Raw genomic sequence first — 24,205 nt, 5'->3', positions numbered from 1 at the left:
ATAACTCATAAGCTCAAAGGAGACGAATTAGACATGAATATTGATCTGCATACCCACGGTAAATTATCTAAGAAATCGACCTTTTCCCCTGAATATTTTGCTGAAATGATGTTTGAGGCGAAAGCGAATGGATTACAGGCAGTAGCTTTGACCGAGCACTTTAACACTTCTAATTTCTTTGCGATGTATGAGACCCTGGACCAGACTTATCCTTATAACGGACATTATTATGATGTAAACGGACTTAAACTGTTTCCAGGTATGGAGGTGGATATCGCGGAGACAGGTCATATCCTGCTGATCGGCCTTAAGGAGAATGTTCTAGCAGTTCGCGCTTTACTGGATGAGCATACGCAGGAGGGGGATTTTATTCCTTTCAAGGATCTGCTGGACATGGCTGACGAACATAACCTTTGGAAAATCGGAGCTCATCCTTTCCGAACTTCTACGCCATTACATCAACTGGACCCGGAGCTGCTTCGGAGATTAGATGCTTTTGATTTCAATGCAAAGGATATTTACATGCAGGGGGCAGAGACTTATAAGAACCTGATCATACCATTTGCTGAAAAGCTTGGTGTACCTGTGATTGCCGGTAGTGATAGTCATCAATGTCTGCAATATGGGAGTGTTCTGAATCGGTTGAATATTACCTGCTCGACGGTTGAGGAATTGAAAGAAACCATTAAGCAAGGCAACTACGAAATTGAGCTTTCGCCTTGTCTTCACACCAAAGTGAAAGCTTCGGTCATGATGAAGAAACTATTGAAGCAGCTCATTGGTGAAGCACCTTCCAGAGATGATGCAGGGGTTAGCAACATGGTCTAGCCGATTCCAAACATTCCTGTTATACTTTTTTCGTGAATGTAATCGGAGGTGGTACTGTGCTAATGCTGGTTTGCCCATTAGCTAGAAGTTCCTCATGCAAAGCCTAAATTAGGGCGATACTTTGCGTGAGGTGCGATAGGATGGATGATCGCCCAAACTAAATATTATCGTTTCTAATAATGGGCTTTGCACCTTATGAAATTTCAAAATATAAGGGGCTGAAGAGCAATGAATACACCATTTATTAGAAACCATCAATATAATTTTATTAAAAAACAAACAGACTTCCTTCTAAAAACACTGCGAACTGTAGCGGATCGAAGAGTCTTGGAGACGGTAAGATATCGTTCATCGTTGAATGTATTAGAAGCTTTTTCAACACTAAGTGATAGTCAGCAACAGTTGCTGCAACAAATATCTGCCTTTGAGACTGCATACGATTTTCAGAAGTATCTTAGTGGATTAGAGCCTTATTTAGAACCTTTTCCACAGATTACACCGAAACAGATTCAGAAGTTATTCCCTAAGAATAAGAAGCTGAAGGTACCTGATTTATCAGCAATCGACTTTCGATATATGACATATTTGAGCTGGATAGATATTGCTACCAATAAACTATTTATTGTATATCCGTTCGAAGGGCAGTTTATCGGTATTGAGGGTAGAATGACACCAATGAACAAGAAGGGGTATTGCCTGTTCTGTAATCGGCAGCAGCAGCTCGCCTTCTTTACGGTCAAGACCAGGCTTGCAAAATCTTCGCCGGATGATTACTCCTCCATTGGCCAATATATTTGCATAGAGAGCCAAGAATGTAATCATAGGATTACGGATACAGCAGCGTTAGAGAGATTCATTCTCTCCACTCGTGCATAATGTTAGGATTAGCAAAGGCTGCTTTTGTAGGTAGCTTCAGACTATAGAGCAATAGGGTTTTGAAACGAATGATTTCCGTTTCGAAACCCTATTTGCTGTTCGTTCAATTCTGAATTAATTATTTTGAATATTGTTGAAATAGGAACAAAAAAATAATGTGATATACTATTGTTAATGCAAGAGTGGGTAGGAGGACAGGTCATGAACAAAGAAGATCAGATCCTAACGGGTGTCAGGGACCTATATAATAAGATGGTTTGGCTTAACAAAGATAAGATGGAAGCAAGTCTTAAGGGTTATACATCTTCCGAAGTACATTGTATTGAATACATTGAAAAAAATGTAGATTCCAACGTAACAAAACTTGCGGAGTCCTTTTTTATGACTCGCGGTGCTATAAGTAAATTAACTAAGAAACTCATAGAAAAAGGCCTGATCGAAAGCTACCAGAAGTCGGATAACAAAAAAGAAATCTATTTTAGGCTTACTGAGCAAGGAAAAGTAATTTATAAAATCCATGAGAACCTTCACAAAGAGTTTCAAGAGCGGGATAAAGCCGTCTTTGCGCAGATAACCGAGGAACAATTTGATAGTATGCTTAGTTTCGTGGAAAAGTATAGTAGTCATTTGGATGCGGAAATAAAGAAACAGGGTAAAGATATTAAATCGGAATAAAATTTGAATAATGAAAATGAAACCACATGCAGTCGTGCTCTATGGAGAACGGCTGCATTTTTATTGTTATTATTTTGTTGACAAGGAAACAAAATGGCGATACGATAAACATGTTTCCTAGGAATCAAAACAGTGACTTTAAGGAGTGAACATAAATGTCCATATTTAAATCACACAATAAACAGAACACAGGACAATCCGTAGATAAACACGCATTAATATTCGGTCTTATCTCTGTGTTTCTTTGCGGAATAGGCTTTAGTATCATAATGCCTGTCGTCCCATTCTTAGTGCAGCCTTATACTAGCAGTCCGGGAGAACAAGCAATAGTTGTTACGATGCTGACCTCGGTATATGCAGTCTGTGTATTTTTTGCAGCCCCCGTACTTGGAGCTTTGAGCGACAAATATGGCCGGCGTCCATTACTCTTAGTATGCCTGTTGGGTTCCGCCGTCGGGTACTTGGTTTTTGGCATAGGAGGGGCTCTATGGGTACTATTTGCTGGACGTATAATCGAAGGGATAACAGGCGGGAGCATAAGCACGATCTTTGTATATTTTGCAGACATTATTCCTTCGCAGCAGAGAACCAAATACTTCGGATGGGTAAGTGCAGTTGTAGGTGTAGGCACCGTCATTGGCCCAACGATAGGCGGATTACTTGCTAAGTTTGGTTATTCTGTTCCCTTGTATTTTGGAGCAATCATAACTTTATTGAATGTTGTTTATGGATTCTTTTTTATGCCAGAGAGCCTTGCCAAGAAGAATAGACTGAAGGAGATTACCTTTGTAAGACTGAATCCATTTTCACAGCTTGCAAACTTACTTTCCATGAAAAACTTAAATAGGCTGCTAGTCTCAGCGTTTTTACTCTGGATTCCTAACGGATCTTTACAGGCAGTATTTTCTCAATTTACGATGGATACTTTCAGCTGGAAGCCTGCACTAATCGGACTTATGTTTTCGATTATGGGTCTCCAAGACATCATTTCACAAGGTTTGATCATGCCAAAGCTGTTGAAGAAACTTAGTGATAAACGTATAGCAATTCTTGGAATGGCTTCGGAAATTATCGGTTACAGTTTTATTGCGTTATCTGCGTTGTTCTCATTCTATCCTCTTTTTATCGCTGGAATGTTTATATTTGGCTTTGGGGATTCGATCTTTGGGCCTTCATTTAACGGGATGCTTTCCAAGTCTGTCGATTCTAGTGAACAAGGTAGGATTCAAGGAGGTAGCCAATCTATTCAGGCTTTAGCAAGAATGATTGGGCCTATCATTGGAGGTCAGATTTATGTATCACTAGGCCATGCCGCACCCGCATTTATGGGGATGATCCTTATAGCAGCAGCCATACTCGTTTTGTATAAGCGTCCGGATGTAATTATGTAAACTACCTACGTTTAAGAACATATAAAAATAGGGTTTCAGAACTCAGGGACAAGTTCTGAAACCCTATTTGTCATAGTTATTGTTTGTTTTTGGAATCTTTATTGATAACCCGTGCAGGACGAGTTACCCAGTTCGTACGATTCATCGGTTTAACTGTATCAATTCTGGTATTTGACGGTTCATTTGAAGCTTCAGTCGCTTCTGTTTCAGTAGATGTTGTAACTTCTTGATCCACGCTTTTTTTTCTTGATAGTCCTGTTCCATCATGCTTGCCTCGGTTCCATACTCTTCCCTTACTCATACATACACTCCATTTCTATACGCTTATTCATAAACCATATCATATTAGGACAAGTTAAGGAAGAAAGACATAAGCACAAATTGAAGGATTTTTCAAGTTATATTGGTTACTGGAGATTTCATTTGGCGATAGCTATAATAGTACTGATATTGAAAGGAGAGTACTTATATTATGGCAATCAAGATCATAACAGATAGCGGTTCTGACCTACCCCTTGACTACATGGAGAAGTATAATGTTTCCGTGGTCCATCTACCGGTTCATTTTGGGCATGAGTTAATGCCTGCGGATACGGATACGAAAACCTTTTATGCTAAAATGAGTGAATCCAAGGAGCTACCTACTACGGCAAGTCCAAGTCCAAACCAATTCCTTGAGACATTCAGGCAAGTAGAGGAAGGTACTGACATTATGGTCATTTGTATGTCCTCTAATATTAGTAGCACTTATCAGACGGCTATGATCGCTATGGAAATGTACCAAGAAGAAGGACACACCAATGCGATAGAGGTTATAGATTCCAAGACCTTTTCTGGCGGGTTGTCGCTGATCGTGGGCCTTGCGGCGAAGTGGTCACAGACTTGTTCAAGTCTGCAGGAACTGAAGGACAAGGTACTTCAGCAAATGGATGAAGTTCGCGCATATTTTACACTGGATACACTTGAGAATGTAATGAAGGGCGGACGCCTAAGCCGTATATCAGGAGCGGTTGCTTCCGTGCTAAATATCAAACTACTGCTTAAAATCAGCGAAGAGGGTACTGTTGAGGTAGTGGAGAAGACCCGGGGTCTTCCAAAGGCATTAAACCGACTGCTTGCGCATTTGGATGAGAAGCAGCATGACTACGAGAAGGCTGTTATCGCTATAGTACACAGTAATTGTGAGAAGCTTGCACTTGAGATTAAAGAACGCATCTTACAAAAGCACCCGTTCAAAGAAGTTTTACTCTCAAGTATGGGACCTGTAATGGGAACCTATGCGGGTGAAGGTGGAATTGGTGTTGCTTTTTAATAGGACTCCGAGGGCGTTTATATTTGCCAGCAGGTGTTCAGATTTCTGGAATTATACGATCGTACATGGGACGAGTTCCTGTGTGCGATTTTTATTTAAATATAAGAATTTGATGGATGTAATAATTTAGCTATTCTTTAGATTGCGTTTAGGTGGGTTTAATAATCGAAGATTATAGTTAGATGGGGTGATTACTGTGTATACAATTCTAATCGCAGATGATGAAGCAGAAATTGTGGAATTGTTGAGATTATATTTAGAGAAAGAGTACAACATTGTGGAAGCGAACAGTGGGACTGAAGCGTTAATGCAAGTGCAGAACCAAAAAATTGATTTAGCGATTCTTGATATTATGATGCCTGGTCTAGATGGACTGCAATTATTGAAGAAAATTCGTGAGTTCCATCATTTCCCGGTGTTGTTTTTATCTGCAAAAAGCGAACATTACGACAAAATACTGGGACTTGAACTCGGTGCCGACGATTATATTTCTAAACCGTTTAATCCATTGGAAATTGTAGCTCGTGCAGGAGCTTTACTGCGGCGGGTACATCATTTTGACGCACAGATTATTGAAGAAAAGGCAGCTGAACAAATTGTGTTGGGAGAATTGAGGCTGGATCAAAGCCAGTGTCTGCTCTATCGTTCAGGAGAACCCGTCGTTCTTACTTCTACTGAGTACAAAATTCTGGAATTAATGATGAAACAACCGGGTCGGGTCTTTACACGAAAAAAAATATATGAGGCGGTATGGGAAGATTTCTATGTGTACGAGGATAATAGTATCATGGTACATATCAGTAATATCCGGGAAAAGATCGAGGAAGATTCCAAAAAGCCGGTTTATTTAAAGACTATTAGAGGGCTGGGATACAAAATTGAAGCGCCTATGGAGCAATAGAGATCAACGACCTTTACAATCATCGCTGACGCTGGATTTTTTGTTATTCATCTGCATTTTGTTTTTTCTTGTGATTGTTTATTATTTGTTCATTAACCTTGATGTGACCCATATGTTCGAAAAAAATAAAATCGCTGATCCTGATTTGAAGGTTGAAGCGAGTGCCTATCGAGATAATCTGGAGCATGGGATAGAAACCAAACGGCTTCTGCGTAGCGGTGGGTGGATTGAGATCTTGGGTCAAGACAAGAAGGTCATCGACGTAGTTGGTGAGAAGAAAGACGATGTAACACAATATACCGACAATCAGCTCTTAAATAACCTGGAAAACGGAGAAGATCAGGCGTACTTCTACTCGTTGACTACACGTAATAATGAGAATGAATCAGAGTGGCTGCTTTTGAAAATCCCTAGAGAAGTTATCGACATTTCAATTAATAGTGATCCATTAGTTGAATACTTCAACCACTCGCTTTCATACTATGTTTTTTTAGGAGTTGGAATGGTTCTCTTGCTTATTATCGTGTACAGCTATTGGGTGGCACGAAGAATCAGGAAGCCGCTGCGTATTATTACGCTTGGTTTGAAGCAGATGATTGAAGGAAATTATGATACTCGTATCTCGCTATATGCAGAGAAAGAATTTTCGCAAATTGGGGAGACTTTTAATTATATGGCGGACGTAATTGAGAAGACAACGAAAGAAAAACGTCAAGCAGAAGAAAGTAAGAAACGCATGATGGTTGATCTTTCTCATGATCTGAAGACACCCATTACGAGTATACAGGGGTTTGCACAGGCGTTGGTTGAAGGCCGTGGTGAGGACGAAGAACGCCAGAAACGGTATTTAACCTATATCTATAATAAATCCTCGCAAGTGACCAAGCTGATTCAAAATATGGTGGAGCTACTTAAAATAGATTCCCCAGATTTTTTACTACGAATGGAGCGTCATGAATTGGGCGAGTTTATTCGTGAAATCGTTGCAGACTCCTATGGTGAGATTGAACAAAAGAACTTCATCCTGCAGCTGAATGTTCCTGAACAGGAAGTGTTCGCAAGCTTCGATGCGGAGCTACTCTCGAGTGTAGTTCATAATTTGATCTCCAATGCTTTGACATATAATCCGCCAGGCACTCATCTACGAGTGGAGGTTATCCCCTCGGAGAGCGAGGTTACTATTGAAATTGCAGATACCGGAGTAGGCATTCCTGAAGAGCTTTGGTCAACGCTTTTTGATCCGTTTGTTCGAGGAGATAAAGCGCGGTCAACTACAGGTGGAACGGGTCTTGGTTTATCCATTGCTATGAAAAATACAGAGAAGATGGGTGGAACGCTTCATCTCAGTCGCGGAAAGAAGGAACCAACGGTATTCACTATACGTATTCCCAAATAACGAGATGAAAGACACCCGAAAATAGAAGATAGGAGAGAACTATGGCTAAACTGAACACATTCATTCGAGTTTGTATAGCGATCCTTTTGGTGTTAGGCATCGTATTTTTAGGCTCACAAGTTAATTTTATTTTCAGTCCAATCTTGTCTTTGTTTAATGTTATTATCGTGCCCTTAATGTTGGCAGGATTTTTCTATTATTTACTCCGACCTCTAATCAATACTTTGGAGAGATATAAACTAAATCGCTCTGTTGCGATCATCATCGTATATGTGGTCATTGCATTGCTCTTGTTTGGTTTTAGTATTGGAGTATGGCCTTCACTTCGAACACAGCTAATTAATTTTGTCGATAATATGCCAAATCTGATCGCAGCCGTGAATCAGCAGTTATTGAGGCTCGAGGACAGTGGATTCTTGGCTTCTATTATCCCAGCAGATATGGATCTTGCTTCCCAATTGACTGAATATTTAAATAAAGGATTTAATCTGATTTCGAACTACGTAACGGGTCTATTCTCCTTTGTTTCAAATTTCGCGATTATTTTATTTACCTTTCCTATTATGTTGTTTTACATGCTTAAGGAAGGTGGGAAGTTTGGTCGTAAGATTGTAAGTTTCTTTCCAAAGAAGTATCGTGGAGAAGGGACTTCAATGATGAGTGAAATTGACAGTGCGTTAAGTGGATTCATTGTTGGTCGGGTATTAGTCAATCTGGCACTTGGTGTTCTGATGTATATTGGTTTCCTTATTATTGGACTACAGTATGCATTGTTGTTGACAGTGATTGCTGTTGTGATGAATTTTGTACCTTTCATTGGTGCAATTCTCTCCAGTATCCCAATTTTCATTATCGGATTCATCCAATCGCCGTCCATTGCAGTATGGTCCATCATCATCGTTCTTGTAGCTCAGCAAATTCAGGATAATCTGATTGCTCCCTACATTTTTGGGAAAAAGCTTGATATTCATCCGCTGACAACGATCATCTTAGTGTTGGTTGGTGGAGATATAGGCGGGATTATTGCGATATTGCTGATTATTCCATTGTATATGATTGTGAAAATCCTCTTGACCAAAGTGTATAATTTGTTTGTTAAGAACCACAGGGCAGAGTCAGAGGTAGAAGTAGAAGTAGAGGTAGAGGTAGAGGTAGAGGTAGAGGTAGAGGAGAGCCTTTAATATCTCTTAAATTAGCAAATATGGAGGTTGTTTATATGAATGAAGGAACGGAGCAAGGATTAATTCATATCTCAGATGATGTAGTCACATCGATCGTTGGACAGGTGGTTCTGGAAACGCCAGGTATTGCCGGGATGTCAGGAAGTAATATTTCGGACAACTGGGCCAAACGTTTGGGCGGTAAAAATGTGAAAAAAGGATTGTCTGTAGAAGTGAAGGAAGTAGACGTTGCCATCGACCTGCGGGTTATTGTTAATTACGGATGTGTGATTCAAGAGGTCTGTTATATGCTGCAAAAAAATGTGCGTAATGCTGTGGAGAATATGATGGGCTTGTCCCTTGTTTCGGTAAATGTGAAAGTTGAGAAGGTAGCCCTTCCAGTATAAGGATATCTCTCAATAGGCACCGTGATATAGGCTTCTGCATAGAATGGAGCAAATCCATTTACGGAGGTCAGAGCATCCATGTCGACATATAACACTGGGCAAGAGCAGAATGTGATTTATCAGGCCGATCCTACGGTGATCCGGCACCTGCACGGTGTCCGTGATTCCTTGCATCAATCTTGCAAGCCCTACCTAAACCATAGGGTGAATGTACAGACTTTAGATGGCTTAGTGCATGAAGGCACTATTGCCGGAGTAGATAATAAACATTTGTATTTGAACGTTGCAGTAAATGGGCAAATGCCGCGCGGATATTATAACCCTTACCAACCGTATCATCCGGGTCATGGTCATGGTCCGTATCCCGGCCCGGGTCCTTACCCAGGTCCTCCTAATAATAATGTGATCTTGCCGCTTGTGTTGTTCGAACTGCTGGCTATTTCTTTACTCTAAAGTTGAATTCTATTGAATAAGAGCATGTACTGGTTTTGCGATCGTACGTTGACGCGACTAGTCATGTTCTTTTTTTGTGTAATTGATGTGTACTCTTGATATAATTGCTGTAATACTGGAGGTGTCATATGATTAAATATCCGATTTTGAACAAGAATGCGACAATAGGGGTAACAGCACCTTCATCTGGAGTAGGCGCTCAAAATGCAGAGTTAATTAAGCTTACTTCAAGCCGTTTGGAATCTAAAGGATTTAATATGATTTGTGGGGATACGGTATGGACGCAAGAGAAAGCCAAATCCGCACCGGCCAAAGTTCGTGCTCAGGAGTTTAACGAGATGATGGGCAGTGAGCATATTGATATCCTTATTCCGCCTTGGGGCGGAGAATTGTTAATTGAGGTTCTTGAATTTATTGATTTTGATACTATGAAGGACAAGTGGATCTTAGGCTATTCAGATATTAGCGTGCTGTTGCTTGCAGTTACGTTAAGAACGGGGATTGCTACGGCCCACGGGACTAACCTTGTTGATTTAAGAGGAGAATATTCAGATGATACCACAGCCATGTGGGAAGCGGTTCTAGAGACAAAATCAGGGGATTCTATCGCCCAGCATTCATCGCTTAAATATCAGGGGGAATGGCAACATGATGCTCCTACGCCTTATGTATTTCACTTGACAGAAGATACCCGTTGGAAGACAGTATCCTCTGGTCCTGTAACTATGAAAGGGCGTCTGCTAGGGGGATGTATAGATGTAATTAGGCATCTGATTGGCACACCATTTGGCAATCTGCGGCATTTCCAAGAACAAATGATTAACAATGAACCGATCCTATGGTATTTGGAAAACTGCGAACTGAATACGGTTGATGTACGTAGGTCATTAGTTCAGATGAAGCTAGCAGGTTGGTTTGAGAATTGTTCTGGCATTATGTTTGGCAGAAGTCCTGCTAATCGACCAGTAGAGAACTACACGGCCGAAGACATCTACGCAGAGCTTTCTGAGGAGCTCCAGGTACCTATTGTGTATGATATCGATTGTGGTCATATTCCACCGCAAATTACGCTTATTAACGGTGCGTATGCTGAAGTTGATGTGACGGACGGAGTAGGAACGGTAAAGCAATTTTTCTATGAATAAATGCATACAAAAAAAAGGGACAACCATTTGGGTTGTCCCTTTTACTATTAGTTCTGTGTATTTACAATTGCAGTGATTTCCTCGTCCAGGTCTAGCCTTACATCTTCGCGGTATGCACGAATGCCATATTCGCTAAGCATGTAACGTAGAATCGCCTCGATCATGTTGGACTCAACTAAATATTGACTACGTCCCTGTACCCAAACCTCAGCAGAGTATCCGGTGTCTTCTTCCCAGCTTAGTTCTACTTGAACATCTTCAGGGCGAACCGCTTTACGTTCAGCCATGTGTAGGCAGAGGGCATTGATGATCTCATCCATGCTTAGAACCATTGTTGACATTAGTAACGCCCACCTTGATCTTCTAAGCGACGACGTTCTTTTCTGCGACGGAAGAAGGACATCACGAGCATTACGAGCACATAGATAGCAAGCATATTAATGACGAATCCTAGAATGTTACCGAAGGCACCCATACCGGCGAACATTCCGCCGAACAGTAACCCAGCCAAACCACCGATCATCATACCTTTCATTAAGCCGCCACCGCTGAAGAATCCCCGTTTCGTATTCGCAGTAGATCCTGCTGTGGAGCTTTTAGTGCTATCGCTTTTTCTTACGTTATCGGTTGTTGATTTTTTTGGAGTTGTTGAATAGCTGCGAGTGCCGGATTTAAATCCGCCACCACCTCGCTTCGCATCCACAAAGTTCGGGGTAGCTACGGCGAAAAATAGAGTGAAGGCCATTACAATCATCATTACGCGTTTCATTGGTTTCATTTAGTACGAAAACCCTCCTGTGAGTATGAATTTGTGTGCATGTTCAGTATTACGCAGCTAGTCCTACTAGGTTTCAATTTTTATTTAAAATATAAGAAAGTATATGCTTGCCATAATTTATACTTTTTTAATCAGAAAAAAAGCGTGGATCCAGGATCCACGCAATTAGCAGATAGAAGGTAGTTACTTAAATCATTTATACCCATCAACGACAAGCTCAAGCGCTCCGGTAGCCGGATCGATGATCATGCCATGCACTGGTACATTTGGGGGTAGTAATGGATGCTTATTGATCAGATTCACAGTTTGGGATACCCCTTCTTGGATATTGTCAAACCCGCGTAACCACTTGGTAAGCTTGATCCCGGAATTCTCCAGCGTGTTTAGCACCTCTTCGGATACTCCGCGTTCTTTTATGGAATTGATCATATGATCTGCATTGAGGGAAGCCATACCGCATTCATAGTGCCCAACTACGATAACTTCCTCCGCGTCAAGTTCATATAACGCAACCATGACACTACGCATAACACTACCAAAAGGCTGAGAAATAACCGCTCCGGCATTTTTGATGATTTTAACATCACCGTTTTTAAAATTCATCGCTTTTGGTAATAGTTCAACCAGACGGGTATCCATACAAGTGATAATCAACATTTTTTTATCTGGATAGCGGCTTGTTAAATACGCTTCATACTCTTTATTCTCTACAAAACTCTTATTAAAGTTAATAATATCGGATACATGGCTCATGGCTATTCTTCCTCCCTAAAATCACTGAATTGTACTTACATTACGCATATCTCTTACCAGAATGTTTTTTCCGTAAATCTGTGAATCACTGTCTAGCTTAAAGGAAGAGAATCTTTCCTCGGCATCCAGACGCATCTTGTCCTCATAAAAGATTTCCTGCTGGCGGCTTACGATAAAGGGAAGGGAATCACTTTCCATCCTGGAATCGCCGTCCTCCACTTCTGAAACAATCAGTAATACATTAATTCCGTCACACCCGCAGCCTTCCGTATCATAAAAGAGCTTGAAAAATCCTGGCCGATCTTCAAGCCTTTCCTTCAACTTCCTTTCTGCGAGAGGTGTAACTTGAAACATCATAGCCTGTTCACGCTCCTTTGAATTTTGTGCGAAGCAAGATCTGCTTCTTATGTAACCCATTGAATATTTTAAATTAGAGATGTTATCTCTGAAGTTGATTATACTCATTCAAAAAAGTATCATCAAGAGGAGTCGGCAAAACAGAGAAAGCAGGTGTAATAAAATGGAACAGCAAGTGAAGGAACAGTGGGAGAAATTTAGCGAGTTATTATCAAAAATAAGTGGATATTCAGAGGCCATAGAATTACTTCACTGGGATTTACGCACCGGTGCGCCACGTAAGGGAGTAGAGGTTCGTTCGGGTACGATTGGGATGCTGAGTGGAGAACTGTTCAGACTCGGAATTTCGGAGGAAATGGGAGATTTTACTGCATTTTTTACCCGTCCTGAAGTGATTTCCCAGCTATCACATGATCAGAAGAAGATCGTTACCGATTGCCGTAAAGAATATGAGCGCAGCAAGAGCATCCCTTCCAAAAGATTTGAGGAGTACGCTGTCCTGTCCGCACATTCCCAAACCATCTGGGAAGAAGCCAAGGAGAACGATGATTTCGCTACTTTTGAACCTTACTTAAGCAAGATAGTTGCTCTAAAGCAAGAATTTATCGATTATTGGGGTGTAAAAGGAACGCGGTACGATACGCTTCTTGATATGTATGAGCCTGATCTTACGGTAGAAAAAGTGGATGAAGTATTCAGCCGCCTGCGCAGCCGTTTGGTACCATTGGTAGAAGCTATCGCTGCTTCGCCCAATAAACCGGACACAAGCTTCTTACAGCAGATCTTCCCTAAAGAACAGCAGGAAAAGTTCGGCAACTTTATTTTAGAGCAAATGGGCTACGATTTTGACGCAGGTCGTTTAGATGAGAGTGTGCATCCTTTTGCAACAGGATTGAATCCAGGTGACGTTCGTATTACAACCGCTTATCTGCTTGATAATGTGACTAGTGCCATATTCAGCTCACTACATGAAGGTGGACATGCGCTTTATGAGCAAAATATCAGCAAGGATTTTGTTGGAACACCACTGGCACAAGGTGCATCGATGGGGATTCATGAATCTCAGTCGAGACTATGGGAGAACATGATCGGACGCAGCCGGGCTTTCTGGCAACGTTATTACGGAGATCTTCAGCAACAATTCCCGGAACAGCTTGCAAATGTGGAGTTGGAAGATTTCTACCGGGCGATCAACAGCGTGGAGAACTCATTTATCCGCATCGAAGCAGATGAGCTTACATACAATCTGCACATTATCGTGCGTTATGAGATCGAGAAGCTTATTTTTAATGAAGGCCTTTCTGTAAAAGACTTGCCTCAAGTATGGAATGCTAAGTATCAAGAGTATCTGGGTATTACTCCGCCATCTAACGCACTTGGTGTGCTGCAAGATGTCCATTGGTCTGGCGGGGATTTCGGATACTTTGCTTCCTACTCCTTAGGCAATATGTACGCTGCACAGATTCTGAATACACTTCGCAAAGAGTTACCGGAGTTTGATGAGTTAATTGCTGCAGGGAACCTGTTACCTATTAAAGAGTGGCTAACCGATAAGATCTATCGTTTCGGCAATAGCTTAACGCCTTCACAAATTATTGAGCAAGTAACGGGGGAACCACTGAGTCCAGATTATTTAGCTGATTATTTAGAAGCGAAGTATACGGAGATTTACAAACTGTAATCCAGTAGGGTACGCGTGGTATAATAGAAAGAAAGCTTAGACGGAAGGATATGGATATGGCAAATACTCACACCTACAGCCGGAGAGAAGAAGTCGCGAATGCGATTACGCACGGGATTGGAACGGTATTAAGCGTGGCTGCACTTGTTCTGCTTGTTGTTTTTGCAAGTCTGAAAGGAACGACATGGCATGTGGTCAGCTTCTCCATCTATGGAACGACAATGCTGCTTCTGTATCTGAATTCAACACTAGTGCATAGTCTCAAAGAGGGTAAGGCGAAGGATTTGTTCGAATTTTTCGATCATTCTGCTATTTATCTGTTTATTGCTGGCACGTATACCCCCTTTTTGTTAGTCGCCATTCGGGGTACGCTTGGATGGAGTTTGTTCGGCGTTATTTGGGGAATCGCAGTGTTCGGCGTTTTCTTCAAGGCATTTTTTGTTAAAAAGTTTCTGTTCATGTCCACCATATTCTACATCGCAATGGGCTGGCTGATTGTAATCGCTTGGAACCCTCTTTCGGCTGTTGTAGCAGACGGAGGAATGATCCTGCTGATGGCTGGAGGTATACTCTATACATTAGGTACTGTTTTTTATGTATGGAGAGGGTTTCCATACCATCATGCGATTTGGCATGTATTTGTCCTTGCGGGTAGTGTCACACACTTCTTCGCCGTATTGATTTATGTACTGCCGATCCAATAATTTCAAGCGTATTTATTGCGTGAAAAAGGGATTTTTAATAAAGAAAGAGATGACAAGCAAAAATGCTTGACATCTCTCTTTCTTTTAGGTATCATAAGGGACGTTGTGAAGGTGTAAAGTGTTTTTCCTTGACGAAGGGAGTGCCCTTAATGAGTCAGGAGAATAGGCTCGAGAAAACGAATCGTATCAATCTGCTTTTTGCCTTTTATGAACGACTGCTTACAGATAAGCAGCAAACGTTTCTTAAATATTATTTTCACGACGATTTTTCCTTGGGAGAGATTGCTGCTGAATTTGAAATCAGCCGCCAAGCCGTTTATGAACATATTAAACGGGCGGAGCAAGTCCTAGAAAATTATGAAGAAAAACTTGGTTTATTAGTGAAGCATGAGAGTCGTACCAAATATTTAGAAGAACTGCGCAGACTGCCGGAGAATGGGATGCTGCCTGAGCAATATAAACTTCGGTTCGCGGAGATCGTGGATCGCTTGCAGAGGTTAGAGTAGCATGAAGGGAGAAACTGCATATGGCGTTTGAAGGTTTAACCGGAAGATTGCAGAATGTGTTCAGCAAGCTGCGCGGTAAAGGTAAAGTATCCGAAGATGACGTAAACGAAGCTATGCGCGAAGTACGGTTGGCCCTTCTGGAAGCCGACGTTAACTTCAAGGTAGTTAAAGAATTCGTGGCTAAGGTGAAAGAAAAGTCTATTGGCACAGAAGTGATGGACAGCTTTACACCTGGGATGGTCATTATCGACATCGTTAACAAGGAACTAACCGAGCTGATGGGCGGAAGCCAAGCGAAGCTGGCCAAGTCGAACAAGCCACCAACTGTCATTATGATGGCGGGTTTACAAGGGGCGGGTAAGACAACCACTTCGGGTAAGCTGGCGAAGCTGTTACAGAAGGGCAATCATCGTCCATTGCTTGTTGCGGCAGATATTTATCGCCCTGCTGCGATCAAACAGCTTCAAGTACTTGGAGAACAAATTAAAGTTCCAGTATTTTCGCTAGGTGACCAGACTAGTCCGGTAGAGATTGCCAGACAAGCTGTACAACATGCGAAGGATAACGGACTTGATTATGTAATTATTGATACTGCAGGCCGCCTGCACATTGATGAAGAATTGATGGAAGAACTGAAGCAGATTCACAACATTGTAAATCCTGATGAAGTTCTGTTAGTAGTTGATGCAATGACCGGTCAAGACGCCGTGAACGTAGCTGAGAGCTTTAATAAGCAGCTTGAGCTTACAGGGGTTGTATTGACGAAGCTTGACGGCGATAGCCGCGGTGGTGCTGCACTATCCGTCAAAGCCGTAACTGGTTGCCCGATCAAATTCGCTGCGCTAGGTGAGAAGATTGACGCATTGGAGCCGTTCCATCCGGAACGTATGGCTTCGCGGATTTTGGGTATGGGTGACATGTTGTCGCTGATTGAGAAAGCTCAAGCGAACATTGACACTGATAAAGCTAAGGAAATGGAACGTAAGATGCGTAATGCAGAATTTACGTTTGATGATTTCCTTGAGCAAATGGATCAGGTGAAGAAGCTTGGCCCGATCGATCAAATTCTTGACATGCTACCTGGCATGAACAAAGCCAAGGGCATTAAGGATTTGAAGGTTGACGACAAGCAAATGGGTCGCGTTGAAGCCATAGTTCATTCTATGACTAAGACGGAAAAGCGTCAGCCCGAGATCATCAACCATAACCGCCGCAAGCGTATTGCTGCTGGTAGCGGAACTTCGGTTGCCGAGGTCAACCGTCTCATAAAGCAATTTGATGAGATGCGTAAGATGATGAAGCAATTCTCAGGCATGATGGGCGGAGGCGGCAAAGCCTCTAAGAAGAATGCGATGAAGCAGCTTAAAGGTCTAGGTGGAAAAGGTATGAAGTTCCCTTTTAAATGATCTTGCTGTTCTAATATCTCGAAACTATTATAAGGAGGTGATTTTTCGTGGCAGTACGTATTCGTCTGAAAAGAATGGGAGCGCATAAAGCGCCTTTCTATCGTGTAGTGGTTTCCGATTCCCGGTCCCCTCGTGACGGTCGTTTTATCGAGGAAATCGGTTATTATAATCCGATTGAACAACCGGCAGTAGTTAAGATCGATGAGGAAAAAGCTCTTAAATGGCTTCAAACAGGTGCGCAAGCATCTGATACAGTACGCAACTTGCTTTCCAAAGCAGGCGTAATGAAGAAGTTTCATGAGCTTAAGCAACAGAAATAATGACTGATTGCGAGGGTCCTCTATGGAAGAATTAGTTGGAGTAATTGCTAAGGCTTTAGTGGATCATCCAGAAGATGTGACGGTACGAGCGGTGGAGAAGGATCACCTAATTGTCTATGAACTGTCCGTACATCCTGATGATGTTGGAAAGGTCATTGGCAAACAAGGAAGGATCGCTAAGGCGCTCCGTACAGTAGTCACATCTGCAGCAGTCAAGAGCGATAAACGCGTAACTGTAGATATTTTATCTTAAATGATGCGTACAATGAGGGGCTAGGGATAGTATATCCCGGCTCCTTTTTGTTCAAATATAGATTAGATGAAGCTTGTAAAGGAGAGGGTTGTATGACAGAAGAGTTAACCGTAGGCAGACTTGTGAATACGCATGGTATTCGCGGGGAGATTAAAGTACTATCCCATACCGATTTCCCTGATGTTCGTTTTGCTGCAGGTAAGAAGCTGCAGGTGATCCCTGCAGATGGCAGTTCTAAATTCGAAGTAACTGTAGAGTCCGCTCGTGAGCACAAGGGTATGTTCATCGTTAAGCTCAAAGGGTATACGAACATCAATGAAGTGGAAAAATATAAAGGAAGCCTCCTGAAGGTTCCGAGTAATGATCTGGTGGATCTCCCTGAGAACGAATACTACTTCCACCAAATCGTCGGTTGTAAGGTATACACGGATGAAGATGAAAACAAACCACTCGGTACGATTACAGAAATCTTACAGCCTGGTGCGAATGACGTATGGGTTGTTAAGCCTGCAAAAGGACAAGACATCCTAATTCCTGTAATCAACGATGTAGTCCTGAATGTGGATATAGAAGCCAAACGAATTGTTGTCCATTTGATGGAAGGGTTATTGCCATGATGAGAATTGATGTGCTTACGCTCTTTCCGGAAATGTGCGAAGGCGTATTCAGCACAAGCATTCTTGGTAAAGCACGTGAAAAAGGAATCGTATCCTTAAATGCTGTGAACTTCCGTGATTTCTCGGGAAATAAGCATAATAGTGTGGATGATACACCGTATGGCGGTGGCGGGGGTATGGTGCTCAAGCCTGATCCGATTTTTAATGCAGTCGAGCATGTGCTTGGTATTACACCGAACGAGGAAGATCACAATCGATCTGATGAAGTGGGCTCTGTGAAGCCGCGTATCATCCTTATGTGCCCACAAGGAAAAACTTACAATCAGAAGATTGCAGAGGAACTGGCGCAAGAGCAGCACCTAATCTTCATATGTGGGCATTATGAGGGATATGATGAGCGGATTCGTGAGCATCTGGTAACTGATGAACTTTCAATGGGTGATTACGTGCTAACAGGTGGAGAGCTGCCTGCGTTGACGGTTATAGATTCCATAGTCCGGCTTCAGCCAGGAGCACTTGGAAATGAAACCTCTGCGATATCTGACTCGTTCAGCACTGGACTGCTAGAATATCCACACTACACACGTCCTGCCGAGTTTCGCGGCTGGAAGGTACCGGATATTTTGCTGAGTGGTCATCATGCTAACATCGACATATGGCGGAGAGAGCAGGCACTGCTGCGCACGTTGGAACGCAGACCGGACCTGCTTGAGACTGCAGAACTTACATTGAAAGACAAAAAGACACTGGAACGTCTAAGGAATGTGGACAAACCGGAGTGATAATTTAATGAAACAGGTATATTTGACGTCTTTTTAACGTATCTTACGTTGAGGAGGCGTTTTTGTTATGTGTACCTGAGAACAAATAAAATAATAGTTTTCAAAATAATATGAGTATTGGTGCGTTAAAAGCTTCTTTTTAGGGTAATGAATAGAGGTGCCGCACTAATACATGCAGCTGATAACGCAGCAAGCTTAACTATTGAAGGGAATGAACTGAAGTGACTACGAAGACGCATGAAGAATTCAAGCCTAACGTGGACACAATCCACAAGGAAGCGGAGCCGCTCCGCACCGTGAATGATATTATCGATTTTTATACAAATCGCAATGCCCATTCGCCATTTAAAGAGTGAACATATAAGATTGAATGTTAGGGATTGATTGTTAGGCTTAATAAAACCATTAGATACAGTGAATTTTGTGTTCGCTGTCGCTAATGGTTTTATTCTTTTAGAAGGTAACAAAGCTTGAATCCTATTACTCCGGTTAAACTGTAAATAACCACTTTCCAATGAGATCTAGCATCTCAGCGAAAAGTGGTTATTTTTGAAATTATAAGAAAGTATAAGTTTCACGATATACTTTATTCTTATAATTCTCGTACAAACGCTTACCGTCCTTAAAAGGACGCCGTAGGCGTTTTAGCTTGCTATAAAAGTTCGTGGAGGCACATGTTATTCTTTGCGTAAGATTTTGTGTACTCCTGTAAGGAGTGAGTACAGCGCAACACATACGAGAACGGTAACAGCCCATGCGTAGTTGCGAACGGTGTAAGTAAGTGAAGCTAAAATAACGAAAATGGTGATACGCAGTACGCCTTCTTTAATAAACTGTTTTCTTTCTACATTCATGAGATTGGCCTCCTCGAATGGATGGGATATTGCGGACTTCTAGCTGTAGATAGGTCTTACATTATCTATAGCCTTGAGGAATACGAAAGATACAAGGATCGAAAAAAGTAAATATTGACCCAAAGTCCGACCTATGTAAGTTCGCCGTTACCGACCTGTACTCCTACACATAGATTATATCATTACGAACAAGGAGGAGTACACTAGTGGAAGCTTATTATAATTGTTTGCGTTGTAAGGATAGAAGGGTGCGGATTCTGACTAGAGACGGTAGACAGCATGAAGGCGTTATTACAGATGTAGACAGATACAATGTTTACTTAAGAACTGACAATGGTTCTGTGCATACTTCTGCTTTTTGGGGAAATTCTTTTGCCGGAAATCAGATCTTAACTTTAAGTTTATTCACTCTGCTAGCCATCGCATTAATCTAATCATTAGGAACCAAAAACAGACCGCCCGATTATCCCGGACGGTCTGTTTACTGCTGATTACTGTACTGTAATTGCACCTATATTTGAGCTTAGGGACAATAAGGGGCCGCCTCCATTGATATCGGTCTTTCCACCTTCTACGCCTTTGATTTGCCCGAGATCACTATTGGCTTCTAAGCTGCATTTCATACCATCGGCTAAGACAGCACTGAGGCTGCCGACCTCTGTTTTGGCTTTTAGGCTGCTATCATTCTTCATCCCTGTTATATCCATTCGTATGCTGCCAGTATCGGATTTAACAGTGGATTTGCCAGTGATTTTAGCTCTTTCAATATTGATCGCTCCAACGTTGCTGACGATTTGATAATTTCCCTCTAGATTGTGAAGACGAATTTGACCTACGTTATTTGTGATTTTATATTTATTCATGCTGGCGGGGAGCTCTATATTATAGCTTATGCTAAAATCTGAATATCCGTATTTGTCTTGCGCCCATGTCCATAAGTCCTTCTTAGGACTTGATTTGGAATGCGTGGACACCTTCAACGTATCACCACTGACCTCTACTAAGACTTCAGCATCATCCATAATCTTTTGACGGTCAGACGCATGGAGAGAGCTGTTGTGGGCTGAGATCGTTGCATTTACATGGATCAGATCTCCTGTAACAGCTGTAACTTCTATTTCTCCTACTGCATTGTCCATGCTGAGTACGGATGCTGAACCGATCGCTTGAGATACGGAGAGTTCTTTGCTAATGCTGTCTGCTTTAACTTCGTCAACTACCTTAGTAGCTGTTTCCTCAACGGCTTGCTGCACAGTTGCAGCTGCTTTTCCTAGCTCTTGCTTGACAACTTCACCAATGTTCTGGTGCACATCCTCAGAAATACTCTTTTCAACCTCATTTTTGGCAGATTGTCTGCCTGGTAATTCAGTGCAACCCGCCAAAAGTACGATAGATAATACGGCTACTGCTGCTAACACACTATTATTATTCCTTTTCCTCATTGAAAAAACTCCTCCTCATATATGGGTGTATGTGATCTGACATATGTGATTTCGTTATGTACTTCTGTAAGTATAGCTTATGGAATTTATCTGTAAAAACGGCTGGAGGCGGGTTATTATACTGGACCAAAGACTAGGTCTCAAAAGTGTTCACTACACTTCGATTTTTAATTGTGCTAAAATAAATGAAAGATCACTCGCTGAATAAATACGGTACGGGTACATATTTAAAAGGGCGCGGAAATCCTCATATAGAACCTTCAGCAGCAACTGGAAATCGCTTTTTTCGGATAGAAGTGCATAGGTGTGCTAAGGCTACATTGTATACAGATATAGACCGTTACCTCACTTGCAGAACAGGGCGGTCTTTTTACTTTCTTTCTTTAATAAATCCTGAAGGGTGGAGGGAGCCAAATGAAATATGTAGCCATTTTGCTTGCCTTAGTAGTTTTGACAGGCGTATATTTTTTAGTCTGGAAACGGAAAATAAATACCACAAAAAATTATTCGCGTACCACTCAGAGCAATGTAATCTCAATGGATAGTCATCGTAAAGCCAAACAAAGCCCAGGGGAGCAGCCTTGCTCTTCTTGTAAGAAGAAAAATGGAAAGCTAGTCTTCTATGCACAAGATAATGGAACTGTGGTTGGTCTATGTAAAGATTGCCAATCGAAGGCGAAAAAAAGAGATATGCTACCGCTTTAAATAGAAAAAAATAAGTTGTATTAGCCCGTCCTTTATGGTATTATTATCTCTGTTGTGTGGAATACGGTGGTCCGCTGCGGATAATGAGGGAGAGCAAAGATCTCTCCGGAAGAGGCAAGAACACCTGTACGGAAGGAGGAAGTCCTTAATGAATATCCTACAAGCTATTACGCAAGAGCAACTTCGTAAAGATATCCCGAGTTTTCGCCCGGGTGACACTTTGAAGGTGCATGTAAAAGTAATCGAGGGAACTCGTGAGCGTATCCAGTTGTTCGAAGGCGTTGTAATCAAACGTCGTGGCGGTGGAATCAGTGAGACTTTTACGGTTCGTAAAATTTCTTACGGTGTTGGTGTGGAAAGAACATTCCCAATCAACTCGCCTAAAATCGAGAAAATCGAAGTGGCTCGTCGTGGTAAAGTGCGTCGTGCTAAACTTTATTATCTTCGTGAACTACGTGGTAAAGCAGCGAGAATTAAAGAAATTCGTCGCTAGAATAGTGACAAAGGAAAGGGGCTTGAATTCAAGCCCCTTTCGTTTTATTATTTTATGAAAATATAAGAAAGCATCAGTTTCACGTTATACATTATTCTTATATTTCTCGTATAAACGCTTACCCGCCTTAAAGGACGCTGAGGGCGTTTTAGCTTGGCATACAATGCGTGCGACATATACGCTTGGGGATCAGCTTCTCCGAAAAGGCCTCCTGAAGGAGTATCTGTGGAGGGGTTTTTGGCAGGAGCTTTTTTGTGTTGTATAGTAAGAGTAGTATTAAGAGAGGACGGTGAACTATGCAGCAGGAACAAAGTGAAACTTTGGAATCAAGCGCGCAGAACCCACGTAAACCTAAAAATGAAGTCTTGGAATGGGTCAAGGCCATTGCGATTGCTTTAGTGTTGGTTTTTCTGATTCGCTGGCTTTTGTTCAAGCCTTTTATTGTAGATGGACCTTCCATGCAGCCTAATTTCCATACTGGTGAACGTGTTATCGTAAATGAGATTTTGTACGATATTAGATCTCCGCAGCGGGGCGAGGTTATAGTATTCCACGTGCCATCTGAGGGTAGAGATTTTATTAAACGTGTAATCGGTGTCGCTGGAGATACTGTGAAAGTAGAAGGGGATGTAGTTACAGTTAACGGGGAAGTTGTTAATGAGACCTATATCCAAGATGCAATTGATGCAAAGCATAGTATCAACGCTCTGTATAATAATAAAGATTTCCCTAATGAAGAGTTCCCAGATGGTACTGTTCCTGAAGGACACGTGTTCGTTATGGGGGATAATCGCTCGGATAGTACGGATAGCCGAATGATCGGTTATGTACCTCTGGGGGATATTGTAGGCCGTGCAGATTTAATCTTCTGGCCGATAAAGGATATTTCACTGATTAACCATTAAGTTGACAGAAGTCAAAGGAGGTGACGGCAATGGCCATTCAATGGTTTCCTGGTCATATGACGAAGGCTAGGCGGCAAATCGAGGATAAGCTGAAGCTGATTGATGTTGTAATAGAATTGCTCGATTCCCGTCTGCCGCTTTCCAGCCGCAATCCGATGATTGACGATATTTTGCGGGACAAGCCAAGATTGATTATTTTGAACAAAGCGGATCTGGCAGATCCAGAAATTACACGGAAATGGCTGGCGTACTTCAAGGCACAAGGGCATGTTGCTTATCCTGTTGATGCATCTACTGGAACAGGTGTAAAGGATATTCCAGAGCAAGTCAAGCTGCTGCTAAAAGAAAAGATTGACCGGCAGATTGCAAAAGGAATGAATCCGCGAGCGATGCGTGCATTGATCGTTGGTATTCCTAACGTTGGTAAATCAACACTCATTAACCGGATGGCTGGTAAGAGTATTGCTGCTACTGGTGACCGCCCAGGGGTAACCAAGGGTCAACAGTGGATTAAGACAGGCGGCAACTTGGAGCTTCTGGATACCCCAGGTATTTTATGGCCGAGATTTGAGGACCAAGAAGTAGGTTATCGCCTAGCGGTAACAGGTGCAATAAAGGAAGAAATCCTGAATATTGAGGACATCGCCTTTTATGCAGTGAAATATTTGGTGAAGGACTACGGCTCTAGATTTCAAGAACGCTTTGGCATTGAGAAGCTTCCTGAGGATCTGGAGAATCCAGATGAGATCGTAGCTGTTATGGAAGCCGTGGGTCGTAAACGCGGTTGTCTAATCAGCGGTGGACGTGTAGATCTGGAAAAAGCTTCGCGGGCCTTGTTGCATGAGCTACGGGCAGGTAAGCTTGGACGCTTTACGCTGGAAACGCCTTAAATGGTGTGAATTCTGCGTTTAATGGACTAGGTATGGAAGAGCCATCCGAAATTTCGGAGGCTCTTTTTTTATGTTTTGGGTCCTCGACAAAGTACCTGAGTCCGCCTCAAGCTAAGCCCCACTTTGTGGGGATATTTTATGGGGATGGATTAAATTGGAACGTCTATTTTAAGATGACCATGTAAGCTTTACTATGATAAGCTGACTTATATAGA

Annotated in this window: 32 protein-coding genes; 25 read left to right on the top strand and 7 right to left on the bottom strand. The window is 42.0% G+C overall.

Annotated elements, in window-relative coordinates; all coding sequences use genetic code 11:
- Positions 1-33 precede the first annotated feature (33 nt).
- The 4 genes from MKY19_RS19060 (at position 34) to MKY19_RS19045 (ending at position 3,770) form a co-directional block, all read left to right on the top strand.
- Positions 34-828 (top strand): PHP-associated domain-containing protein, encoded by a 795-nt coding sequence (locus MKY19_RS19060; protein ID WP_339796870.1) that lies wholly within the window; start codon positions 34-36, stop codon positions 826-828.
- 228 nt (positions 829-1,056) lie between these two features.
- Entirely contained in the window at positions 1,057-1,704 is a 648-nt protein-coding gene (locus MKY19_RS19055; protein WP_042189501.1) for an elongation factor G-binding protein, read from the top strand.
- A gap of 201 nt (positions 1,705-1,905) precedes the next feature.
- Positions 1,906-2,379 (top strand): MarR family transcriptional regulator, encoded by a 474-nt coding sequence (locus MKY19_RS19050; RefSeq protein WP_042189499.1) that lies wholly within the window; start codon positions 1,906-1,908, stop codon positions 2,377-2,379.
- 155 nt (positions 2,380-2,534) lie between these two features.
- A complete protein-coding gene (locus tag MKY19_RS19045; protein ID WP_339796866.1) occupies positions 2,535-3,770 on the top strand; it encodes an MFS transporter in 1,236 nt (411 codons plus the stop codon).
- A 76-nt stretch (positions 3,771-3,846) separates the two neighbouring features.
- Here MKY19_RS19045 and MKY19_RS19040 read toward each other — a convergent pair whose 3' ends face one another.
- Positions 3,847-4,071 (bottom strand): hypothetical protein, encoded by a 225-nt coding sequence (locus tag MKY19_RS19040; protein ID WP_339796863.1) that lies wholly within the window; start codon positions 4,069-4,071, stop codon positions 3,847-3,849.
- Positions 4,072-4,242: 171 nt separating this feature from the next.
- Between MKY19_RS19040 and MKY19_RS19035 the strand changes: the two genes are divergently transcribed.
- From MKY19_RS19035 to MKY19_RS19005, 7 genes are all read left to right on the top strand, one after another.
- Complete coding sequence (locus MKY19_RS19035) at positions 4,243-5,082, top strand: DegV family protein (RefSeq protein ID WP_042189493.1); 840 nt, start codon at positions 4,243-4,245, stop codon at positions 5,080-5,082.
- Between the two features lie 196 nt (positions 5,083-5,278).
- Positions 5,279-5,983 (top strand): response regulator transcription factor, encoded by a 705-nt coding sequence (locus tag MKY19_RS19030; RefSeq protein WP_042189491.1) that lies wholly within the window; start codon positions 5,279-5,281, stop codon positions 5,981-5,983.
- 112 nt (positions 5,984-6,095) lie between these two features.
- Positions 6,096-7,379 (top strand): HAMP domain-containing sensor histidine kinase, encoded by a 1,284-nt coding sequence (locus MKY19_RS19025; protein ID WP_339796859.1) that lies wholly within the window; start codon positions 6,096-6,098, stop codon positions 7,377-7,379.
- A gap of 41 nt (positions 7,380-7,420) precedes the next feature.
- Positions 7,421-8,560, top strand: a complete 1,140-nt coding sequence (locus MKY19_RS19020) for an AI-2E family transporter (protein ID WP_339796856.1) — start codon at positions 7,421-7,423, stop codon at positions 8,558-8,560.
- A 35-nt stretch (positions 8,561-8,595) separates the two neighbouring features.
- Positions 8,596-8,946, top strand: coding sequence for an Asp23/Gls24 family envelope stress response protein (locus tag MKY19_RS19015; protein WP_042129003.1), 351 nt, complete (start codon positions 8,596-8,598; stop codon positions 8,944-8,946).
- Between the two features lie 78 nt (positions 8,947-9,024).
- A complete protein-coding gene (locus MKY19_RS19010; RefSeq protein WP_042189486.1) occupies positions 9,025-9,399 on the top strand; it encodes a hypothetical protein in 375 nt (124 codons plus the stop codon).
- Between the two features lie 128 nt (positions 9,400-9,527).
- Complete coding sequence (locus MKY19_RS19005) at positions 9,528-10,544, top strand: S66 peptidase family protein (RefSeq protein ID WP_339796852.1); 1,017 nt, start codon at positions 9,528-9,530, stop codon at positions 10,542-10,544.
- A gap of 47 nt (positions 10,545-10,591) precedes the next feature.
- Here MKY19_RS19005 and MKY19_RS19000 read toward each other — a convergent pair whose 3' ends face one another.
- From MKY19_RS19000 to MKY19_RS18985, 4 genes are all read right to left on the bottom strand, one after another.
- Positions 10,592-10,876: a YxcD family protein gene (locus MKY19_RS19000; protein WP_339804402.1), complete on the bottom strand. Its 285-nt coding sequence runs from the start codon at positions 10,874-10,876 to the stop codon at positions 10,592-10,594.
- 8 nt (positions 10,877-10,884) lie between these two features.
- Positions 10,885-11,313, bottom strand: coding sequence for a membrane protein (locus tag MKY19_RS18995; protein WP_042194151.1), 429 nt, complete (start codon positions 11,311-11,313; stop codon positions 10,885-10,887).
- A 201-nt stretch (positions 11,314-11,514) separates the two neighbouring features.
- Positions 11,515-12,075, bottom strand: a complete 561-nt coding sequence (locus MKY19_RS18990) for a carbonic anhydrase (protein WP_042189481.1) — start codon at positions 12,073-12,075, stop codon at positions 11,515-11,517.
- Positions 12,076-12,096: 21 nt separating this feature from the next.
- Positions 12,097-12,432, bottom strand: a complete 336-nt coding sequence (locus tag MKY19_RS18985) for an iron-sulfur cluster biosynthesis family protein (RefSeq protein WP_339796849.1) — start codon at positions 12,430-12,432, stop codon at positions 12,097-12,099.
- Positions 12,433-12,595: 163 nt separating this feature from the next.
- Here MKY19_RS18985 and MKY19_RS18980 point away from each other — a divergent pair, with 163 nt between their 5' ends.
- From MKY19_RS18980 to MKY19_RS18940, 9 genes are all read left to right on the top strand, one after another.
- Positions 12,596-14,113 carry a carboxypeptidase M32 gene (locus tag MKY19_RS18980; protein WP_339796846.1) on the top strand — a complete coding sequence of 506 codons (1,518 nt, stop codon included), beginning with the start codon at positions 12,596-12,598 and terminating at the stop codon, positions 14,111-14,113.
- A 56-nt stretch (positions 14,114-14,169) separates the two neighbouring features.
- The gene (locus MKY19_RS18975; RefSeq protein WP_042189474.1) at positions 14,170-14,817 is read left to right on the top strand and encodes a hemolysin III family protein; all 648 of its coding nucleotides are present in this window, start codon (positions 14,170-14,172) and stop codon (positions 14,815-14,817) included.
- Positions 14,818-14,966: 149 nt separating this feature from the next.
- Positions 14,967-15,323 carry a YlxM family DNA-binding protein gene (gene ylxM / locus MKY19_RS18970; RefSeq protein ID WP_036688609.1) on the top strand — a complete coding sequence of 119 codons (357 nt, stop codon included), beginning with the start codon at positions 14,967-14,969 and terminating at the stop codon, positions 15,321-15,323.
- A gap of 20 nt (positions 15,324-15,343) precedes the next feature.
- Positions 15,344-16,729 carry a signal recognition particle protein gene (ffh, locus tag MKY19_RS18965; RefSeq protein WP_042189471.1) on the top strand — a complete coding sequence of 462 codons (1,386 nt, stop codon included), beginning with the start codon at positions 15,344-15,346 and terminating at the stop codon, positions 16,727-16,729.
- Between the two features lie 47 nt (positions 16,730-16,776).
- A complete protein-coding gene (gene rpsP, locus MKY19_RS18960) occupies positions 16,777-17,049 on the top strand; it encodes a 30S ribosomal protein S16 (protein WP_036688604.1) in 273 nt (90 codons plus the stop codon).
- 22 nt (positions 17,050-17,071) lie between these two features.
- Positions 17,072-17,302: a KH domain-containing protein gene (locus tag MKY19_RS18955; RefSeq protein WP_042128982.1), complete on the top strand. Its 231-nt coding sequence runs from the start codon at positions 17,072-17,074 to the stop codon at positions 17,300-17,302.
- 92 nt (positions 17,303-17,394) lie between these two features.
- Complete coding sequence (gene rimM, locus MKY19_RS18950) at positions 17,395-17,919, top strand: ribosome maturation factor RimM (RefSeq protein WP_339796843.1); 525 nt, start codon at positions 17,395-17,397, stop codon at positions 17,917-17,919.
- Entirely contained in the window at positions 17,919-18,701 is a 783-nt protein-coding gene (gene trmD / locus MKY19_RS18945; RefSeq protein ID WP_042194150.1) for a tRNA (guanosine(37)-N1)-methyltransferase TrmD, read from the top strand. Before rimM ends, trmD begins: the two co-directional genes overlap by 1 nt.
- Positions 18,702-18,922: 221 nt before the next feature.
- Positions 18,923-19,057: a hypothetical protein gene (locus tag MKY19_RS18940; protein WP_256716277.1), complete on the top strand. Its 135-nt coding sequence runs from the start codon at positions 18,923-18,925 to the stop codon at positions 19,055-19,057.
- A 321-nt stretch (positions 19,058-19,378) separates the two neighbouring features.
- On the opposite strand, the gene MKY19_RS18935 is transcribed toward MKY19_RS18940, so the two are convergent.
- Positions 19,379-19,555, bottom strand: coding sequence for a hypothetical protein (locus tag MKY19_RS18935; RefSeq protein ID WP_156113147.1), 177 nt, complete (start codon positions 19,553-19,555; stop codon positions 19,379-19,381).
- Between the two features lie 206 nt (positions 19,556-19,761).
- On the opposite strand from MKY19_RS18935, the gene MKY19_RS18930 reads away from it, so the two are divergent.
- Positions 19,762-19,989: a hypothetical protein gene (locus MKY19_RS18930; RefSeq protein ID WP_042189469.1), complete on the top strand. Its 228-nt coding sequence runs from the start codon at positions 19,762-19,764 to the stop codon at positions 19,987-19,989.
- Positions 19,990-20,046: 57 nt separating this feature from the next.
- Here MKY19_RS18930 and MKY19_RS18925 read toward each other — a convergent pair whose 3' ends face one another.
- Positions 20,047-20,997, bottom strand: a complete 951-nt coding sequence (locus tag MKY19_RS18925) for a hypothetical protein (protein WP_339796839.1) — start codon at positions 20,995-20,997, stop codon at positions 20,047-20,049.
- A gap of 414 nt (positions 20,998-21,411) precedes the next feature.
- Between MKY19_RS18925 and MKY19_RS18920 the strand changes: the two genes are divergently transcribed.
- From MKY19_RS18920 to ylqF, 4 genes are all read left to right on the top strand, one after another.
- A complete protein-coding gene (locus tag MKY19_RS18920) occupies positions 21,412-21,702 on the top strand; it encodes a hypothetical protein (protein WP_339796837.1) in 291 nt (96 codons plus the stop codon).
- 148 nt (positions 21,703-21,850) lie between these two features.
- Positions 21,851-22,195: a 50S ribosomal protein L19 gene (gene rplS / locus MKY19_RS18915; protein WP_042128973.1), complete on the top strand. Its 345-nt coding sequence runs from the start codon at positions 21,851-21,853 to the stop codon at positions 22,193-22,195.
- 296 nt (positions 22,196-22,491) lie between these two features.
- A complete protein-coding gene (lepB, locus tag MKY19_RS18910) occupies positions 22,492-23,100 on the top strand; it encodes a signal peptidase I (protein WP_042189466.1) in 609 nt (202 codons plus the stop codon).
- Between the two features lie 29 nt (positions 23,101-23,129).
- Complete coding sequence (gene ylqF / locus MKY19_RS18905; RefSeq protein ID WP_042189465.1) at positions 23,130-23,990, top strand: ribosome biogenesis GTPase YlqF; 861 nt, start codon at positions 23,130-23,132, stop codon at positions 23,988-23,990.
- Positions 23,991-24,205 lie beyond the last annotated feature (215 nt).

This window comes from Paenibacillus sp. FSL R5-0744 (assembly GCF_037972555.1).
Lineage (GTDB): Bacteria > Bacillota > Bacilli > Paenibacillales > Paenibacillaceae > Paenibacillus_AQ.
Note: the sequence above shows the minus strand (reverse complement) of the source record. Positions and strands in the feature narration are given on the sequence as shown.

Bases quoted from the DNA above. Each gene is read 5' to 3' on its own strand.
- MKY19_RS18955 (WP_042128982.1), top strand. From the start codon at position 17,072: ATGGAAGAATTAGTTGGAGTAATTGCTAAGGCTTTAGTGGATCATCCA.
- MKY19_RS18990 (WP_042189481.1), bottom strand. From the start codon at position 12,075: ATGAGCCATGTATCCGATATTATTAACTTTAATAAGAGTTTTGTAGAG.
- MKY19_RS19000 (WP_339804402.1), bottom strand. From the start codon at position 10,876: ATGGTTCTAAGCATGGATGAGATCATCAATGCCCTCTGCCTACACATG.
- MKY19_RS19035 (WP_042189493.1), top strand. From the start codon at position 4,243: ATGGCAATCAAGATCATAACAGATAGCGGTTCTGACCTACCCCTTGAC.
- MKY19_RS19050 (WP_042189499.1), top strand. From the start codon at position 1,906: ATGAACAAAGAAGATCAGATCCTAACGGGTGTCAGGGACCTATATAAT.
- MKY19_RS18985 (WP_339796849.1), bottom strand. From the start codon at position 12,432: ATGATGTTTCAAGTTACACCTCTCGCAGAAAGGAAGTTGAAGGAAAGG.
- MKY19_RS18980 (WP_339796846.1), top strand. From the start codon at position 12,596: ATGGAACAGCAAGTGAAGGAACAGTGGGAGAAATTTAGCGAGTTATTA.
- ffh (WP_042189471.1), top strand. From the start codon at position 15,344: ATGGCGTTTGAAGGTTTAACCGGAAGATTGCAGAATGTGTTCAGCAAG.
- rimM (WP_339796843.1), top strand. From the start codon at position 17,395: ATGACAGAAGAGTTAACCGTAGGCAGACTTGTGAATACGCATGGTATT.
- MKY19_RS19055 (WP_042189501.1), top strand. From the start codon at position 1,057: ATGAATACACCATTTATTAGAAACCATCAATATAATTTTATTAAAAAA.
- MKY19_RS18920 (WP_339796837.1), top strand. From the start codon at position 21,412: ATGAAATATGTAGCCATTTTGCTTGCCTTAGTAGTTTTGACAGGCGTA.
- MKY19_RS18925 (WP_339796839.1), bottom strand. From the start codon at position 20,997: ATGAGGAAAAGGAATAATAATAGTGTGTTAGCAGCAGTAGCCGTATTA.
- MKY19_RS19005 (WP_339796852.1), top strand. From the start codon at position 9,528: ATGATTAAATATCCGATTTTGAACAAGAATGCGACAATAGGGGTAACA.
- lepB (WP_042189466.1), top strand. From the start codon at position 22,492: ATGCAGCAGGAACAAAGTGAAACTTTGGAATCAAGCGCGCAGAACCCA.
- MKY19_RS19015 (WP_042129003.1), top strand. From the start codon at position 8,596: ATGAATGAAGGAACGGAGCAAGGATTAATTCATATCTCAGATGATGTA.
- trmD (WP_042194150.1), top strand. From the start codon at position 17,919: ATGAGAATTGATGTGCTTACGCTCTTTCCGGAAATGTGCGAAGGCGTA.
- MKY19_RS19040 (WP_339796863.1), bottom strand. From the start codon at position 4,071: ATGAGTAAGGGAAGAGTATGGAACCGAGGCAAGCATGATGGAACAGGA.
- MKY19_RS19045 (WP_339796866.1), top strand. From the start codon at position 2,535: ATGTCCATATTTAAATCACACAATAAACAGAACACAGGACAATCCGTA.
- ylqF (WP_042189465.1), top strand. From the start codon at position 23,130: ATGGCCATTCAATGGTTTCCTGGTCATATGACGAAGGCTAGGCGGCAA.
- MKY19_RS19020 (WP_339796856.1), top strand. From the start codon at position 7,421: ATGGCTAAACTGAACACATTCATTCGAGTTTGTATAGCGATCCTTTTG.
- rplS (WP_042128973.1), top strand. From the start codon at position 21,851: ATGAATATCCTACAAGCTATTACGCAAGAGCAACTTCGTAAAGATATC.
- ylxM (WP_036688609.1), top strand. From the start codon at position 14,967: ATGAGTCAGGAGAATAGGCTCGAGAAAACGAATCGTATCAATCTGCTT.
- MKY19_RS18935 (WP_156113147.1), bottom strand. From the start codon at position 19,555: ATGAATGTAGAAAGAAAACAGTTTATTAAAGAAGGCGTACTGCGTATC.
- MKY19_RS19010 (WP_042189486.1), top strand. From the start codon at position 9,025: ATGTCGACATATAACACTGGGCAAGAGCAGAATGTGATTTATCAGGCC.
- MKY19_RS18995 (WP_042194151.1), bottom strand. From the start codon at position 11,313: ATGAAACGCGTAATGATGATTGTAATGGCCTTCACTCTATTTTTCGCC.
- MKY19_RS19025 (WP_339796859.1), top strand. From the start codon at position 6,096: ATGTTCGAAAAAAATAAAATCGCTGATCCTGATTTGAAGGTTGAAGCG.
- MKY19_RS19060 (WP_339796870.1), top strand. From the start codon at position 34: ATGAATATTGATCTGCATACCCACGGTAAATTATCTAAGAAATCGACC.
- MKY19_RS18975 (WP_042189474.1), top strand. From the start codon at position 14,170: ATGGCAAATACTCACACCTACAGCCGGAGAGAAGAAGTCGCGAATGCG.